The organism is Bradyrhizobium lablabi, from assembly GCF_018129385.1.
Lineage (GTDB): Bacteria > Pseudomonadota > Alphaproteobacteria > Rhizobiales > Xanthobacteraceae > Bradyrhizobium > Bradyrhizobium lablabi_C.
In genome coordinates, this window is record NZ_JAFCLN010000010.1 from 1 (window position 1) to 15,165 (window position 15,165).

Below are 15,165 nucleotides of genomic sequence, written 5' to 3' on the forward strand. Positions count from 1 at the left end.
GCGCCGCAAAATCAAGCGCGCCGGCTGGGACAACGCCTTCCTCTTGGCTATTCTCAGTCATATGCGATAGCCCTGCCCCCTTGTGGGAGAGGGTGCCTTCGCGCAGCGAAGGCGGGTGAGGGGTTGTTTCTGCAACGGCAGTGTTGGGGCTGGCAACCCCTCATCCGGCGCTTCGCGCCACCTTCTCCCACAAGGGAAGAAGGGAGTGGTCTTGCGTGTTAGCGCTTCGCCGACCCGTAACTCAGCAGCCCGCCCTTGCTCTTCGGCGGATGCGCGCGCAGGCCTTCCTCGTTCGGCTCGGTGCCCCAGCCCGGACGGTCAGGGATCACCAGATGGCCGTCGACATATTCGGGCACGTGCGTGAATAGCTCGTGGTCCCAGGCCAGCCGGTCGATGTCGGTCTCCATGATCCGCAAATTCGACACTGCCGCGCAAAAGTGCGCGTTCATCATGGAGCAGAGATGGCCGTAGAAATTATGCGGTGCGACGTTGACCTCGTAATGCTCGGCGGCGGCCGCGATCTTCATGGATTGCCACACGCCATTCCACGGCGTGTCGATGATCGCGACATCCATGGCCTGTTCGCGGAAGTAGGGCTGGAACTCGCGCAGGCCCAGTAGCGTCTCGCAGGACGAGATCGGATGCGGGCTCTGGCGGCGGATATAACCGAGCGCCTCGGGATTGAAGGTGTCGATCTCGACCCAGAACATGTCCATCTCTGCGATGGCGCGCAATATCTTCAGGTAGCCTTCAGTCTTGGCGTTGAAATTGAGGTCGAGCAGGAGATCGACATCGGGACCGGCGCCGTCTCTGATAGCTTCGAGATGCATGCAGAGATTGCACAGCACCGTGCGATCGACATTGATCTCCGGCTCGAACGGCGAGCCGAAGCCGGGACGCCAGCCCTGCGGCTTGCCGTCGGTGTAGAGAAAAATGTTGGTCTTGAGCGCGGTAAACTTTTTCTCGCGCACCTCGCGGCCGATCGCCTTGACGCCATCGAGATCGGTGATCGCGGGCTTGTACCAGTCGGGGTGGTTGATGCGCCAAGTCGCGCAATGTGACCAGTAGACCCGCACGCGGTCGCGGATTTTTCCGCCGAGCAGTTCGTAGCAGGGTACGCCCAGCGCCTTTGCCTTCACATCGAGCAGCGCATTCTCGATCGCCCCTAACGCGAGCGCCACCACGCCGCCGGCGGCGGGGCGCGTCGCGGCAAACAGCTCCGCGTAAATCCGCTCATGCGCAAAGGCGTTCTTGCCGACCACCCGGGCCGACAGGCGCTCGATCGCGGCGGTTAACCCCGGCGCGCCGAATCCCTCGTCATATTCGCTCCAGCCAGTGATGCCGTCTTCGGTGACGATCTTGACAAAGTGATAGTTGCGCCAGCCGGCGTCGCAGGAAAGGGTTTCGACGCTTCTGACGACGCTCTTCTTGCTCATTGTTTCCTGCCTGCGCTTGTTCTGGTTGACCCGATAACAACAAGGGATCGATGGACAGGTCAACTGCGCCTCAGCGCATGCCTCCGCGCGAAAAACGTCCGGCTAGTTCGGCGGAAACAGGGTGGGGCGGCGGCGCTCAAACACCTGGCGGCCGTTCTTGTAGCCGGCGAGGACGTCAGGCAATTCGGCAATCGCGTTCGGGCCGCTGTCGGTATCGAGGATCACGAGATCGGCTGATTTGCCGATTTCGATGCCGTAGTCGCGCAGGTTCATCAGCCGCGCCGGCAGATCGGTCACGAGGTCGAGACAGGCGTCGAACTCGCTGATCGCCGCATGCGCCGCATTGGCATAGAGATTGGCCATGCGCAGCAGCGAGGCGTCGCCGAACGGGGTGAACGGATTTTGCACATTGTTGGTGGCAACCGAGCACAGCACGCCGCTTTCGACCAGCCTGTGCGCGACGGTGAGGCCGCGCGGCGCATTGTGCGTGGCATCGCGCCCCATCAGGTAGAGATCGGTTGCGGGGAGGACCGTGACGGCAACCCCCGCTTTGGCCAGCCGGTCCGCGGTCGCCTTCCATCGCTCCGGCGGAAGCGCCGACAGCTTTGTGGCGTGGCCGATCGCGACACGGCCCTGATAGTTGCGCCGCTCGGCCTGCCGGCAGACTTCATCGAGATGCCACCAGGACGGATCGAGATCGAAATCGAGATGCAGGTCGACATCGACGTCGAACTCCTGCGCCAGATCGAACAGCTTTTCGATCTGTGCGCTCGGGTCGGTGTCCATGTAGGGACAGCCGCCGATCAAATCGGCGCCGTCGCGCAGCGCGGCGACCAATAGCTCCTCGGTGCCGGGATCGTTGGTCAGGCCTTCCTGCGGAAAGGCGCAGATCGAAAGATCCAGCGCCCAGGCATAATCGCGCTTCAGCGCCTTGATCGCCTCGAAGCCGCGCAGGCCGATGCGTGGATCGATCTCGACATGGGTACGCATGCGCGTGGTGCCGAACGTGATTGCGCGTTCGATCACGCGCCTGCCGCGGGCGTAGATGTCCTCGACGGTGAAGTCGCGCTTCATTTCGGCAACGGCACGGATCGCCTCGCTGACGCTGCCGTGGTCATGGCCGCAGCGGCCGAGCAGGCAGGCCTTGTCGAGATGGATGTGGGTATCGACGAAACCCGGCAGCACCAGATGGCCGGCGGCGTCGACCTCGGCGCCCTCGCAGGCGAGTTTTGGCGCGATAGCTGCGATCCTGCCGCCGGTGATCCCGATATCGACCGGCGCAGGGGCCGCCCGGGTGCGGGCGTTGCGGAAGACGAGATCGAAGGCGGTCTGCATGACGGGAAACCTAGCGGAAGCCGGTCCAGGGGGCAGCTCCAGATTGTGTGCAGTTGAATGGCCAAACTGTTCAAAATATGTGCATGCAATTTGGAGCATGAATTGTAGAGTTGCCGGAGCAGGAGTGTCCGCCATGCCCGCCGCAAAACCCGAAACCCGCCCGATGTCCGACGCCGAGATCGTCGAAGCCTATCTCACAGCCTCGATGATCCCCGATCCCGACGCGGCGGCCGCCTATATGAAGCCGGGCACCATCATCACCTTCACCGGCGGACGCGAGTTCGACCATCCGCGCGGACCGACCGGTTTCAATGCCCGGCGCTATCGCTGGGTGAAGAAGAAGATGGACCGTTTCGACGTCTGCCCCGGCAATGGCGAGACGGTGGTCTACAGCATCGGCACGCTCTACGGCGAATGGATCGACGGCACGCAGTTCGAAGGCAACCGCTATGTCGATCGCTTCGTGGTGCAGAACGGCCAGATCGTGAAGATGGACGTCTGGAACGACAGCGCGGAGCGCATTCTCGTGCAGAGGGGCATTGAGGCGTAGTTCTCTCCTCGTCATTGCGAGCGAAGCGAAGCAATCCAGCTTTGCCGCAACAAGAAAACTGGATTGCTTCGTCGCTTCGCTCCTCGCAATGACGGTGAGGACTACCTCGCCCGCACCACCTTCGGCATCTTCACCACGCGTCCCGTTTCGCTTTCCTCGGCATACGGCGCCAGAATATCCAGCAAATCCCGGCCGCGCTGCGGGGCGGGGGCCACCAGCGCGCGATTGGCCACGGAATCCAGGTGGCTGTGCATCAGCCCCATCACCTTGTCCACGTCGCCCTTCACCAAAGCTGCGATGATCGAGCGGTGCTCGTTGATGGCGCATTCCGACGAATGCGGCCGGCTGTACAGCGACAGCGTCAGGCAGCAGCGATAGGCGACCTCGCTGACATAGCGCACGAGGATCGGACTGTTGGTCATATTGGCGAGCAGGATGTGGAATTCGGTGGCGAGCCGGATCGATACTGCGTCAGTACCGTCGCGCGCGCGATCCTCCGCATCGACATGGGCATTCAGCTCGGCGATCTGGGGTTTGGTCAGCTTGCCCGCGAGCTGACGCACCACCAGCCGTTCCAGCTCGATGCGGATATCGAAGGCGTCGCGCGCTTCCTGCCAGCTCGGCGTGGCCACCACCGCGATCCGGTTGCGGCGCAGCTCGACGAGGCCCTCCGCCGCCAATTGTCCGAGCGCATGGCGCGCAATGGTGCGGCTCACGCCAAAGCGCTCACCCAATGAATCCTCAGGAAGCTTTGCGCCGGGCTCGAGCGCCTGCTCGATGATCGCGCGGCGCAGGGCGCGGCAGATCACGCTGACCTTGTCCGACGATTCGGCTTTCTTTCCGGTGGACCGGGGCGCCATTGGCGAATCCCTGCAATGTGCTTGCCTGCACAAGCTCTATCACATTGATGCAACAATTCAGCGCCCGAATTGCATGCACTTTTGCCGGGCAATTGCACAAAAGGAATCCGCTGCCTGCACCGCCAATCCGCGAAACTGTTGATTTTGAAGGCAAGTCTGGCTGGCATCGGCCTTGCATGCACTTTCTCTCATGATGCGCATGCAGCCAGTTTCAGAATTCAAGGGAATGCCTGTCTCCGAGAATCCCGCGCCGGTCGCGATCGAATTGTCGGACACCTCGGTGACGTTCGGTCGCGGCGCGAAAGCCGTGCCGGCGCTGTCGAAGACGACGCTACGGATCGCGGATGGCGAATTCGTCGCGCTGGTCGGTCCGTCCGGCTGCGGCAAATCGACCATTTTGCGGCTGGTCAGCGGTCTGGTGCAGCCGACCACCGGCGTCGTCATCGTCGGCGGCCGCGAGGTCGCTGCCCGCGCCCTGCGCGTCGGCATGGCGTTCCAGAATCCGACCATGCTGCCGTGGATGACGATCGAGCGGAACATCATGCTGCCGCTGAAGATCGTCGAGCCCTATCGCTCGCAGTTCAGAAAGCTGCGCCGCACCGAGTTTCGCGACAAGGCCAACGCGCTGCTCGAGCAGGTGGGTCTGAAGGGCTTTGGTGGCAAATTCCCGTGGCAGCTCTCCGGCGGCATGCTTCAGCGCGCCAATCTCTGTCGCGCCCTGATCCACGAGCCGCGCCTCTTGCTGCTGGATGAGCCCTTCGGCGCGCTCGACCAGTTCACCCGCGAGGAATTGTGGTCGATCCTCCAGCAGCTCTGGATGACCCATAAGGCGACCGTGCTGCTGGTGACGCACGATCTGCGCGAGGCCGGCTTCCTCGCCAGCCGGATCTGCGTGATGAGCGCGCGGCCGGGCCGCATCGTGGACGACAGCCGCGTCACCTTCGCCCGCCCTCGCACCGTCGCGATGACGTTTGAGCCGGACTTCGTGGCGCTCAATCAGAAACTGCGCGCGTTCATCGTCGATGCGCGAAGCGCCTCGCAAGCGGGAGCGGCCTGATATGTCCCTTCTCGATCTAAGGCAGAAGGCGTGGTCGGCGGCGTTGATCGTGCTGTTCTTCGTCGCCTGGGAACTGTTTTGCCTGATGACGGGGATGTCGGACCTGATATTGCCGCGTCCGTCCCAGATCTTCACGACGCTGATCGAAAAGCTGCCGATCCTCTGGCCGCATATCCTGCAGACGCTGGCGACGACCATGCTCGGCTTCGTCCTCGGCGTCGGGCTGGGCGTTGCGCTCGGCGCTGTCATCGGCGTGTCGAAGACGGCCTATGACACCTGCTATCCGCTGCTCGTCGGCTTTTCCTCGATCCCGAAGGTCGCCGTGGTACCGATTTTCGTGCTCTGGTTCGGCTCCGGTACAGTGCCGGCGGTGCTGACCGCGCTGTCGATCTGCTTCTTCCCGATCGTGGTCAATATCGCGACCGGCCTTGCGACTACCGAGCCTGAGCTCGAGGACGTGCTGAAAGCGCTCGGCGCCAGCAAGTTCGACATCCTCTGGAATGTCGGACTGCCGCGCACGATGCCGTTCTTCTTTGCCTCGCTGAAGGTCGCGGTCAGCTACGCCTTTGTCGGCGCGGTGCTGTCGGAGACCGTCGCGTCCAACCGCGGCATCGGCAATGTGATGATGACTGCGTCCTCGAATTTCAACGTGCCGCTGGTGTTCGCCGGCCTGTTCGTGCTCGCCGGCCTCGGCGTCGCGCTCTACGCCATCTTTTCACTGATCGAGGGCCAGGTCACCGGCTGGGCCACCCGCAAGAACGATCTGATCGCCACCTGAAACCTGTCAAACGAGGAGGTCACCATGTTAGCCAGAGTTAGCGCCGCGCTGTTCGGAGCCGTTCTGTTCGCGGGCGCGGCAGGCGCGCAGGAAACGACAATCAAGTTCACGCTGGGCTGGAAGACCCAAGGCAGCGACGCCGCGTTCTTCTACGCCAAGGACCACGGCTACTTCAAGGAAGAGGGCCTGAACGTCGTCATCGACCAGGGCGAGGGCTCCGGCGCTACCGTGACGCGCGTGATGTCCGGCGCCTATGATGCCGGCTTCGGCGACGTCAACGCCATCATCCAGAACGCTTCCCTGAAGCCGCAGGAAGCGCCGGTCATGGTCTACATGCTGTGGAACCAGCCGCCGTTCGCGATCGTCACCAAGAAGACCAGCGGCATCAACTCTATCAAGGATTTTGAGGGCCATACGCTCGGCGGGGCGCAGGGCACGCCGACCACACGCCTGCTCCCGGTGTTCGTGCGCAAGAACGGGCTGGAAGGCGAGAAGATCAAGATCTCCAACATGGCGCCCAACCTGCAGGAGCCGATGCTGATCAAGGGCGACATCGACGGCGCGCTGGTGTTCAACATCACCAGCTATTTCAACCTTGTTCTGAACCGCCAGGATCCCGACAAGGATTTCAAATGGTTCTCGTTCGGCGATTACGGGCTCGATCTCTACTCCAACGGCGTGATGGTTTCGCGCAAATTGCTGGCCTCGAACCCGAAGGCTGTTGCCGGGCTCGTTCGTGCCGTCAACAAGGCCGCCATCGCGGTCGCCAAGGACCAGAATGCCGGCATGAAGGCGACGGTCAACTACGACAACCTGATCAACGCCGAGGTCGAAAAGCGCCGTCTGCAATTCTCCTACGAGAAGCTGATCGTTTCGCCGGAGATGAAGGAGATCGGCGTCGGCGACATCAAGGACGACCGCATGACCCGCGCCATCGGCATCGTGGTGGAAGGCTATCAGCTTGCCCGCGCGCCGACGCCGGCCGAAGTGTTTTCGCGCGAATTCTTGCCGCCGCGCAAGGAGCGTGATCTGGTATATACGGCTAACTGAGGCCTGAGGTAATGCGCGGTCATGGCTACGGAAGTTTTGGCAAGCAGCCTGTTCTGTGGGCCTGACCGCGGCCTCGTCGAAAACGCCGTGCTTCGGCATGAAGGCGGCGCCATTACCGAAATTGCAGAGAGCGCCGCGCCGCCGACCGGCCGGCGCGCTCTCGTTGTTCCAGCCTTGATCAATGCCCATGATCATGCACGGCCGACGGCGTCATCCTTCGGCGCGGTAGGTTTGCCGCTCGAAAGCTGGATCATGCGATCCGCGTTGGGAACACCCGTCGATCCCTACCTGACGGCGGCCTCCGCGCTGGCGCGCTCGGCGCGGGCGGGCTGCGCGGCGATGATGGTTCACTACACACGTCCGAGCGGGAGAATGCCGCTGGTCGAGGAAGCCAGGGCCATCGCGAAGGCCGCTTCCGATGTAGGTATCCGCATCGCCTTTGCAATCGCGGTGCGCGACCAGAATCCGATCGTGTACGGTGACGGCGAGCCGATCCTGTCAGCTCTCGCGGCCGAGGATCGCAGGGACGTCGAGGCGATGTTCGTGCGTAGCCCGATGTCGCCGAAGGAATATATCGATCTGACCGATGCGATTGCCGCTGCCATTGCCGGCCCCAAGGTCGACGTCCAACTCGGCCCCGCCGGCGTGCAGTGGTGCTCGAAGCCGCTGTTGGAAGCGGTCGCCGAAAACTCCGCGCGAACCGGCCGCCGCGTTCACATGCATCTGCTGGAGACCATCTACCAGCGCGCCTGGGCCGACCAGAACTATCCGCAAGGCATTGTCCGCTACCTCAACGACATCGGCTTCCTGTCGGAGCGGCTGACGCTGGCGCACTGCATTCATGCGAGGCCGGATGAACTGGAGATGATCGCGGAATCCGGGGCGCGCATCGTCACCAATTTCAGCTCCAATATGCATCTGCGCTCCGGCCTTGCGCCGATCGCCGCCGCGCGCAGATGCGGCTGCGGCATCGCGGTCGGAGTCGATGGCCTTGCGCTGGACGAGGATGACGATGCGCTGCGCGAGATGCGGCTGGTGCAGGGCGTGCACGGCGGGCTCGGCTTCAAACGGACCTGGACTAATCAGGAATTTTTCGGCCTTGCGACCCGCAATGGCCGCAAGGCCACCGGCGCGCCGGGAACGGGCGAACTTGCTGCGGGCGCGCCCGCGGACTTCGTCACCATCGACCTCGATCGCCTCGACCGCGATCAGATCATGCCGGTCGATCCGATCGATCTCCTGTTCGCGCGCGGCAATGCCTCGATGGTGCGTGATGTTGTCGTCGATGGACGCACGGTGGTGAGCGAGGGACGCTGCACGGGCGTCGACCTGCCGGCGATCGAGCAGGAACTGCGCGGCATGTACCGCGCTGGCGCGCGGCAAATGACCGGCTTGCAGCGGGCGTGGCCGCAACTTTCCGCGTCGCTGCAAAACTGGTTCGAAATGCAGCTCGACTGCCGTTAGATGATTCGGCCGGCCCGGCATCCAGCCACCGAGCCTGGCCGCGACGCCTGCCAGTATATGGAGATCGCGCCGCAGCACGCACGCCCGGGCTTGCCATCCCGGTGGTGTCGCTGGCATTCAAGGCATTGGGAGAATCCTTGTGCATCGCGCTCAACCCCCAGCATGAAAGATCGCAGAGCCCGGACGGAACCAAAATGCCTTTCCAAAAACTGCTGATCGCCAATCGCGGCGAGATCGCCATTCGCATCGCCCGCGCCGCCGCGGAAGTTGGTCTCAGGACGGTCGCGATCTATCCCGCCGACGATGCGGCCTCGCTGCATGTGCGCACGGCCGACGAGAGCGACGAAATCCCCGGGCGGGGCGCGCGGGCCTATCTCGATATCGAGGCGGTTATCGCCGTCGCACGGGCAGCGGGATGCGATGCGCTGCATCCCGGCTACGGCTTTCTCAGCGAAAACCCCGCTCTCGCCCGGCGCTGCGCCGAGGCGGGGATCACCTTCATCGGCCCGGCACCGGAAGCGCTGGAACTGTTCGGCGACAAGGCGAGGGCAAAGGCGCTGGCGAAGGATTGCGGCGTGCCCATCATTGACGGCACGGAAGGACCGACCACGCTGGAGCAGGCCGCCGCGTTCCTCGCGACCCACGGCGCCATCATGATCAAGGCGATCGCCGGCGGCGGCGGGCGCGGCATGCGCATCGTCGAGGACGCCGCCGGGCTGGAAGAAGCCTTTGCCCGCTGCCAGTCCGAGGCGATGGCGGCCTTCGGCAGCGGGGAGGTCTATGTCGAACGGCTGATCCGGAAAGCGCGCCACATTGAGGTGCAGATCATCGGCGACCGCCATGGCGCGATCAGCCATCTCTGGGAGCGCGAATGCACCATCCAGCGCCGCAACCAGAAGCTCATCGAGGTCGCACCCAGCCCGTCGCTGAAGGAAGCCCTGCGCTCGCGCATCATCGAGGCCGCCAAGCAGCTCGCCGCCGCCGCGCGCTATGACAATCTCGGCACCTTCGAATTCCTCGTCGATGACGATGCCAAGGGCAATGCCGATCCGTTCGCCTTCATCGAGGCCAATCCGCGGCTTCAGGTCGAGCACACCGTGACGGAGCAGGTGCTCGGGCTCGATCTGGTGAGGGCTCAGCTCGCCGTCGCCGCCGGTGCGACGCTCGGCTCGCTCGGCCTCGCCCAGCCCTATGTGCCGAAACCGCGCGGCTATGCCATGCAGCTTCGCGTCAATATGGAAGTGATGGACGAGCATGGGGCGACCCAGCCGACCGGCGGGACGCTGAAGATGTTCGACCTGCCGTCCGGGCCGGGCGTGCGCGTCGATACGTTCGGCTATTCCGGCTACAAGACCAGCGCCGCCTTCGACTCGCTGCTGGCCAAGGTGATCGTGCATTCGCCCGGCGCGGAATGGACGGACGTTGTGCGCAAGGCGTCGCGGGCGCTGCGCGAGTTCCGCATCGGTGGCCTCGACACCAACATTCCGTTCCTGTCGGCGGTGCTGGCGCATCCCGGCTTTGCCGCCAACCGCATCAGTACCGCCTTCATCGACACGCATATCGCCGATCTCGTGGCCGCCACCCGGGAAGTCTCGCTGTCGCCGGTGCCGGAAGGCGACGACAATGCACCGGTTCAGGAGCCGGTCGAATCCACCGCCGGCCCTGAAGGGTCCGTTGCGGTGACGGCGCCGCTTCAGGGCACCATCGTCACTATCGATGTCGGCGAAGGCGAGTTGGTGCGGCCGGGCCAGCAGATTGCCGTGCTCGAATCCATGAAGATGGAGCATCTGGTCAATGCGCCGCACGGCGGCAGGGTGACCGGCATCGCCAGCGGTGTGGGCACCACCTTGATGCAGGGCGAGGCCATCCTGTTCCTCGAGCCGCTGGAGCTTGATGGGCACGACGTCGCCGAGGAAACCGAGGTCGATCTCGATCATATCCGCGCCGATCTTGCCGAGCTGAACGCGCGGCACGCGTTCACGCGCGACGAGAACCGCCCCTCGGCGGTCGAGCGGCGGCGCAAGACCAACCAGCGCACCGCGCGCGAGAACATCGCGCAATTGGTCGATCCCGGCTCCTTTATCGAATACGGCTCGCTCGCGATTGCCGCGCAGCGGCGGCGGCGCACCGTCGACGATCTCATCCAGAACACGCCGGCCGACGGCCTCATATCCGGCGTTGCCACCGTGAACGCAGACAAATTCGGATCCGAAGGCGCGCGCTGCATGGTGATCGCCTATGACTACACCGTGCTGGCGGGCACGCAGGGTCACATGAACCACAAGAAGATCGACCGCATGCTCACCCTGACGGAGCAGTGGCGGTTGCCGCTGGTGTTTTATGCCGAAGGCGGCGGCGGCCGCCCGGGCGATACCGACCGGCTCGGCATGACCGGGCTCGACGGGCCGTCCTTTGTGCAATTCGCAAGACTGTCGGGGCTCGTGCCGGTGGTCGGTGTCGTGTCCGGCTATTGCTTTGCCGGCAATGCCGCGATGCTCGGCTGCTGCGATGTGATCATTGCGACCAAAAATGCCTCGATCGGCATGGGCGGCCCCGCGATGATCGAGGGCGGCGGGCTCGGCGTCTATCATCCGGCCGAAGTCGGCCCGGTGTCGTTCCAGTCGCCGAACGGCGTCATCGACATTCTCGTCGAGGACGAGGAGGAGGCGACCGGCGCGGCGCAACAATACCTGTCCTATTTCCAGGGCGCGGTGGCCGACTGGAAAGCGCCGGACCAGCGCCTGCTACGGCGCGCGATTCCGGAGAATCGCTTACGGGTCTACGACATCCGCACCGTCATCGATCTGCTCGCCGACGAGGGCTCCGTGCTGGAAATCCGCCGGGATTTTGGCGTCGGCATGATCACGGCCTTCATCCGCATCGAGGGAAAGCCGTTCGGGCTGATCGCGAACAACCCAAAACATCTCGGCGGCGCGATCGATGCGCCGGCCGGCGACAAGGCCGCGCGCTTCATGCAGCTATGCGATGCCTTCGATATCCCGATCGTGTCCCTGTGCGACACGCCCGGCTTCATGGTCGGGCCGGAAGCGGAAAAGACCGCGATCGTGCGCCACGTCGCGCGCATGTTCGTGACCGGCGCGAGCCTCACCGTGCCGCTGTTCGGCATCGTGCTGCGCAAGGGTTATGGCTTAGGGGCGCAGTCGATGATCGGCGGCGGCTTTCACGCTTCCTTCTTCACCGTGGCATGGCCGACCGGCGAGTTCGGCGGCATGGGGCTGGAAGGTTATGTCCGGCTTGGCTTCCGGAAAGAAATGGAAGCGATCGAGGATCCGGTCGAGCGCGAGAATTACTACAAGGCCAAGGTTGCCGAGCTCTATGCCAACGGCAAGGCCGTCTCGATCGCCTCGGTGCTGGAGATCGACGAGGTGATCGATCCGGCCGAAACGCGCCACTGGATCATGTCGGGCCTGCGCTCGGTGCCGAAGCCAGAGCCGCGCACCCACCGCAAGCGCCCGTGCATCGACGCGTGGTGATGAAGGCGTAGGGTGGGTTAGCGAAGCGTAACCCACCGTCTTCGCGCGGCATCGGTGGGTTACGCCTTCGGCTAACCCACCCTACGTGCTACAAGGCCAAGGTTGCCGAGCTCTATGCCAACGGCAAGGCAGTCTCGATTGCCTCCGTGCTGGAGATCGACGAGGTGATCGATCCCGCCGAAACGCGCCACTGGATCATGTCGGGCCTGCGCTCGGTGCCGAAGCCAGAGCCGCGCACCCACCGCAAGCGGCCGTGCATCGACGCCTGGTAGCCTTCGTAGGGTGGGTTAGCCGAAGGCGTAACCCACCATCTTCTTCGCCAAGAAATCGGTAGGTTACGCTTCGCTAACCCACCCTACGCAGACGCGTTCCGCCGCTACGCCAATCTCAACTCATCATACCCCTTCGCCGCCACCTCGTCGCAGCGCGCGCGATAGGCCGGCGCGCTGCCGCTGTAGCGCGCGATGATGCGGGTCTGCTTGCCCTCGACGTTCCGGTTGATGCCAGTCATCCAGGAGTCTACCTCGTTGGAGAGCAAGCCGACGCCCAAAGACTTGACGTGATCGGTCCAGTCGTCGACGCCCTCACGGGTTGCTTCCAGCCGCGTCAATCCATTGTCGCGCGCGAAGCGGATCAATCCGGTCACCCAGTCGACGCTGTATTCGATGCTGCGCGGAATATTGCCGAGCGCGGTATGCGGGCCCATCAGCATCATCATGTTGGGAAATTCGTCGATCATCAGGCCGAGATAGGTCGAGGGCCCGCTCTTCCATTTGTCCTTCAGTAGCGCACCGCCAGCGCCGCGGAAATCGATCTTGTCAAAGGAGCCGGTGATGGCGTCGAAGCCGGTCGCATAGATGATGATATCGAACTCGAATTCCCGCTCGCTGGTCTTGATGCCGGCAGGCGTGATGCGCTCGATCGGCGTTTCCGTGATGTCGACCAGCTCGACATTGTCGCGGTTGTAGACCTCGTAATAGAACGTCTCGAGCGGCAGCCGCCGCGTGCCAAAGCCGTGATTCCTCGGGATCAGCTTTTCCGCGACCTTCGGGTCCTTCACGCGCTGGCGAATCTTTCGCGCAACGAAATCGCTGATGGTCGCATTGGCCTTGCGGTCGATCAGGATGTCGCGAAAATTGCCCTGCCAGATGCCGAAACCGCGCTCGCCATAGAGCTTTTCGTAGAACGCCTCGCGCTCCTCGTCGGACACCTCGAACGCGCCGCGCGGGTCAGGCGTGTGGATGAAGCAGGCAAACGTTTCCTGGCATCGCCGAAACATCTCGGGATAGCCGGCCTTGATCTTCCTCTGGGTCTCGGCGTCGATCTTGCCGTTGTGGAGCGGTGCACACCAGTTGGGCGTGCGCTGGAACACGGTGAGATGGCCGACTTCCGAGGCAATTGTCTGGATGGTCTGCACGCCGGTGGCGCCGGTGCCGATGACCGCGACGCGCTTGCCGGTGAAATCGACGGGATCGTGCGGCCAGCGCGCGGTGTGGAACGACTTTCCCTGGAACGAGTCGCGCCCTTCAATTCGAGGCAAGGTGGGAGTCGAAAGCGGCCCGATCGCGGTGATCAAAAAGCGGCAGGTATGATGGCTGCCATCTTCGAGCGTGATACGCCAGCTTCGCGTATCCTCCTGATAGATCGCCGCAGTGACGCGGCTCCTGAACCGGATATCGCGGCGCAGGTCGAACTTGTCGGCGACGTAATTGCAATAGCGCAGCGTTTCGGGTTGGCCGGCAAAATGCTCGGACCATTCCCATTCCTCCAGCAGTTCCTTCGAGAAGGAGTAGCCGTAGGAATAGCTTTCGGAATCGAAGCGCGCGCCGGGATAGCGATTCCAGTACCAGGTGCCGCCGACATTGGTGCCGGCCTCGAACACGCGCACGCTCAAGTCCAATTCGCGCAGGCGATAGAGCTGGTACATGCCCGACAGGCCCGCGCCGATGACGATGGCGTCGTAGTCAAGGTCGAGCTGAGGCGCGGCGGACACGGGCGTTTCCTTATGTTTATGCGTTGAGCAAGGCTAACCGGTCCCGCGGCGGGCGACAAATGCGGCGGAAGCATAGCCGTTGCAGTTTTCGGTCTGGCTGCGATGATAACCCTGATGGTGATGGATGGAATGGCATGAGTGAGGGACGTTACCGGCTGATCGGCTCGACCGCCTCGCCTTACGCGATCAAGTTGCGCGCCCTGATGCGCTATCGAAAAATTCCGTTCGACTGGGTGATCATGACCAAGGCGCTGCGCGCGGCGACCGCGCATCTGCGCCCGATGCTGATCCCGGTGCTGCAATACCCTGACGGCACCTACCGCGGCGAAACCACGGCGCTGGCCTACGATCTCGAAGCGCGGCATCCGCACCGCTCGGTCATTCCCGATGACAAGGCGGTCGCCTTCGTCTGCGACCTCCTGGAAGACCTTGCCGACGAATGGGCGGTCAAGCCGCTGTTCCTGTTCCGGTGGTGGGATCCGGAGGACCAGGCCTATGTCTCGCGCTGGGCCGGCGAGGAATGGTCGACGTCGGAGGCCGAGACCGGCAGCGCGCAGGAAATCGAGGAATTCCGCACGCGCCAGATTTCGCGCATGGTCATTCTCGGCGCTACGGCCGAAAACAAGCCGCTGCTGGAAGAGAGCTACCGGAGAATTTTGGCGGCGTTCGAGCCGCATGTCCGCATGACCAGATATCTGTTCGGCAGCCGGCCGTCGCTGGCCGACTTCGCCTGGTTCGGCCAGCTCAGCGAGATGGCGACCGATCCGACGCCGATGCGGATCATGCGCGAGCGGGCGCCGTTCACCGATCACTGGGTGCGGCGGCTCGATGATGCTTCCGGCGTCGACGGCGCGTGGTATCCCCGCGAGCAGGCGCTCGGCGGCATGGCGGAAGCCTTGCTCAGGATCGCGGGCGAACTCTATCTGCCGTTCCTTGCCGCCAATGCCGAGGCCTTCGCAAGCGGCCTGGAGCGCCTGGAGATCAATGTCTGGGGTCTGCCATATGCGCTGGCGCCGTTCAAATATCAGGTCAAGTGTTTGCAGCAGCTTCGCGAAAAATTCGCGGCGCTGGATGCGGAGCATCGCCGCGCTTTGCGACCGGTGCTGGAACGGACCGGCTGCTGGGATTATCTCGCGGTGTCGTAAGGT

General features: G+C 63.6%; 11 protein-coding genes and 1 pseudogene. 8 read left to right on the forward strand and 4 right to left on the reverse strand.

Annotated elements, in window-relative coordinates; genetic code table 11:
• Positions 1-218 precede the first annotated feature (218 nt).
• Together JQ628_RS19250 and JQ628_RS19255 are read right to left on the reverse strand one after the other, a co-directional pair.
• Positions 219-1,436: a mandelate racemase/muconate lactonizing enzyme family protein gene (locus tag JQ628_RS19250; protein WP_212224539.1), complete on the reverse strand. Its 1,218-nt coding sequence runs from the start codon at positions 1,434-1,436 to the stop codon at positions 219-221.
• Between the two features lie 102 nt (positions 1,437-1,538).
• Positions 1,539-2,771, reverse strand: coding sequence for an amidohydrolase family protein (locus JQ628_RS19255; RefSeq protein ID WP_212224541.1), 1,233 nt, complete (start codon positions 2,769-2,771; stop codon positions 1,539-1,541).
• 133 nt (positions 2,772-2,904) lie between these two features.
• Here JQ628_RS19255 and JQ628_RS19260 point away from each other — a divergent pair, with 133 nt between their 5' ends.
• Positions 2,905-3,321 (forward strand): nuclear transport factor 2 family protein, encoded by a 417-nt coding sequence (locus tag JQ628_RS19260; RefSeq protein WP_212224543.1) that lies wholly within the window; start codon positions 2,905-2,907, stop codon positions 3,319-3,321.
• Between the two features lie 101 nt (positions 3,322-3,422).
• On the opposite strand, the gene JQ628_RS19265 is transcribed toward JQ628_RS19260, so the two are convergent.
• On the reverse strand, positions 3,423-4,181 hold the full coding sequence (locus JQ628_RS19265) for a GntR family transcriptional regulator (protein ID WP_212224544.1): 759 nt from the start codon (positions 4,179-4,181) through the stop codon (positions 3,423-3,425).
• A 226-nt stretch (positions 4,182-4,407) separates the two neighbouring features.
• On the opposite strand from JQ628_RS19265, the gene JQ628_RS19270 reads away from it, so the two are divergent.
• The 6 genes and pseudogenes from JQ628_RS19270 to JQ628_RS34740 all read left to right on the forward strand — a co-directional run.
• Positions 4,408-5,238, forward strand: coding sequence for an ABC transporter ATP-binding protein (locus JQ628_RS19270; RefSeq protein ID WP_249128131.1), 831 nt, complete (start codon positions 4,408-4,410; stop codon positions 5,236-5,238).
• Position 5,239: 1 nt separating this feature from the next.
• Positions 5,240-6,016: an ABC transporter permease gene (locus JQ628_RS19275; protein ID WP_212224545.1), complete on the forward strand. Its 777-nt coding sequence runs from the start codon at positions 5,240-5,242 to the stop codon at positions 6,014-6,016.
• Positions 6,017-6,040: 24 nt separating this feature from the next.
• Positions 6,041-7,066, forward strand: coding sequence for an ABC transporter substrate-binding protein (locus JQ628_RS19280; protein ID WP_212224546.1), 1,026 nt, complete (start codon positions 6,041-6,043; stop codon positions 7,064-7,066).
• 21 nt (positions 7,067-7,087) lie between these two features.
• Entirely contained in the window at positions 7,088-8,530 is a 1,443-nt protein-coding gene (locus JQ628_RS19285; protein ID WP_212224547.1) for an amidohydrolase family protein, read from the forward strand.
• Between the two features lie 194 nt (positions 8,531-8,724).
• Positions 8,725-12,024, forward strand: coding sequence for a carboxyl transferase domain-containing protein (locus JQ628_RS19290; protein ID WP_212224548.1), 3,300 nt, complete (start codon positions 8,725-8,727; stop codon positions 12,022-12,024).
• An 83-nt stretch (positions 12,025-12,107) separates the two neighbouring features.
• Positions 12,108-12,296 (forward strand): annotated as a pseudogene (locus tag JQ628_RS34740) (hypothetical protein); the annotation flags it as partial.
• Between the two features lie 104 nt (positions 12,297-12,400).
• Here JQ628_RS34740 and JQ628_RS19295 read toward each other — a convergent pair.
• Entirely contained in the window at positions 12,401-14,017 is a 1,617-nt protein-coding gene (locus tag JQ628_RS19295) for a flavin-containing monooxygenase (protein WP_349628091.1), read from the reverse strand.
• A gap of 134 nt (positions 14,018-14,151) precedes the next feature.
• On the opposite strand from JQ628_RS19295, the gene JQ628_RS19300 reads away from it, so the two are divergent.
• On the forward strand, positions 14,152-15,162 hold the full coding sequence (locus JQ628_RS19300; protein ID WP_212224549.1) for a glutathione S-transferase N-terminal domain-containing protein: 1,011 nt from the start codon (positions 14,152-14,154) through the stop codon (positions 15,160-15,162).
• Positions 15,163-15,165: the final 3 nt, after the last annotated feature.

Coding starts and splice junctions, on each gene's coding strand:
- JQ628_RS19290 (WP_212224548.1), top strand. CDS start 8,725: ATGCCTTTCCAAAAACTGCTGATCGCCAATCGCGGCGAGATCGCCATT.
- JQ628_RS19265 (WP_212224544.1), bottom strand. CDS start 4,181: ATGGCGCCCCGGTCCACCGGAAAGAAAGCCGAATCGTCGGACAAGGTC.
- JQ628_RS19280 (WP_212224546.1), top strand. CDS start 6,041: ATGTTAGCCAGAGTTAGCGCCGCGCTGTTCGGAGCCGTTCTGTTCGCG.
- JQ628_RS19260 (WP_212224543.1), top strand. CDS start 2,905: ATGCCCGCCGCAAAACCCGAAACCCGCCCGATGTCCGACGCCGAGATC.
- JQ628_RS19250 (WP_212224539.1), bottom strand. CDS start 1,436: ATGAGCAAGAAGAGCGTCGTCAGAAGCGTCGAAACCCTTTCCTGCGAC.
- JQ628_RS19275 (WP_212224545.1), top strand. CDS start 5,240: ATGTCCCTTCTCGATCTAAGGCAGAAGGCGTGGTCGGCGGCGTTGATC.
- JQ628_RS19270 (WP_249128131.1), top strand. CDS start 4,408: ATGCCTGTCTCCGAGAATCCCGCGCCGGTCGCGATCGAATTGTCGGAC.
- JQ628_RS19285 (WP_212224547.1), top strand. CDS start 7,088: ATGGCTACGGAAGTTTTGGCAAGCAGCCTGTTCTGTGGGCCTGACCGC.
- JQ628_RS19300 (WP_212224549.1), top strand. CDS start 14,152: ATGAGTGAGGGACGTTACCGGCTGATCGGCTCGACCGCCTCGCCTTAC.
- JQ628_RS19255 (WP_212224541.1), bottom strand. CDS start 2,771: ATGCAGACCGCCTTCGATCTCGTCTTCCGCAACGCCCGCACCCGGGCG.